Raw genomic sequence first — 809 nt, forward strand, 5'->3', positions numbered from 1 at the left:
CTTCTGCTCTTGATTGAGCTGTTTTTGATACTCAACCTTCAACGTAAGTCGTTGTGAGAGATTGAAAAAGAATCTTCTGATTGCTAGAGCTTCATCCGGTGGCGCTTTCAGGAATTTCTGAAAAACTGCCGGCTGCTCTTCGCCTGGAGCAAGAACTCCCAGGCCGTGCCCATGGACAAATTCAAAATATGGGTATTTTTGTTTGAGCTCGTCCCATAATCTCCAGACTCCAAAGTCGCGCTCTCGGACATTTATATCGTGGAAGAGGATAACTCCTGCATCGCTCATCTTTGGCAGCCATGACTCGAAGTCATGCTTCACCGCTTCGTACGTGTGGTAGCCGTCTATGTGGAGCAGGTCTACGGTCCCGTCGGTAAAATTCTTTAGCGCCTCGTCGAAAGTGCTCTGCGTTAAACGGGAAAACCCGCCGTAGAGGGGATCATGATGTGCGCGTAGGTCTGCCAGGACTTCCGGCCCAAAGGAGCCCGCATGAGGGTCTCCCTCCCATGTGTCTACGGCATAACAGCGCGTGTCCAGCCCCGCCTCCTGAACAGCCTGACAAAAAGCGCAGTACGAATCTCCGTACTGTGTCCCCAGCTCGACAATTACCCGCGGCTTGAGCGCATCAACCAGGAACATTGCAAAAGGTATATGCTCATACCAGGATGAAAATTTAGTTAACCGTTTGGGGAATGTATAGACAATGGGATATTCTGTAAGATTCAAATCAGTATGCATACTATGAGTTCCTGTTTTTAAAAGTCTAATTTATACAAGCCTAACCTGTCCTGAATTGCAAAAGTCTGTAC

1 protein-coding gene is annotated in these 809 nt (G+C 48.3%); it reads right to left on the reverse strand.

Going from position 1 to position 809, the window contains the following annotated elements:
- On the reverse strand, positions 1 to 738 hold a 738-nt coding region (locus RIG61_01620), incomplete at its 3' end, for a class I SAM-dependent methyltransferase (GenBank protein MEQ9617854.1).
- Positions 739 to 809: the final 71 nt, after the last annotated feature.

The organism is Deltaproteobacteria bacterium (assembly GCA_040223695.1).
Taxonomy (GTDB): Bacteria; Desulfobacterota_D; UBA1144; order Nemesobacterales; family UBA2774; genus JAVKFU01.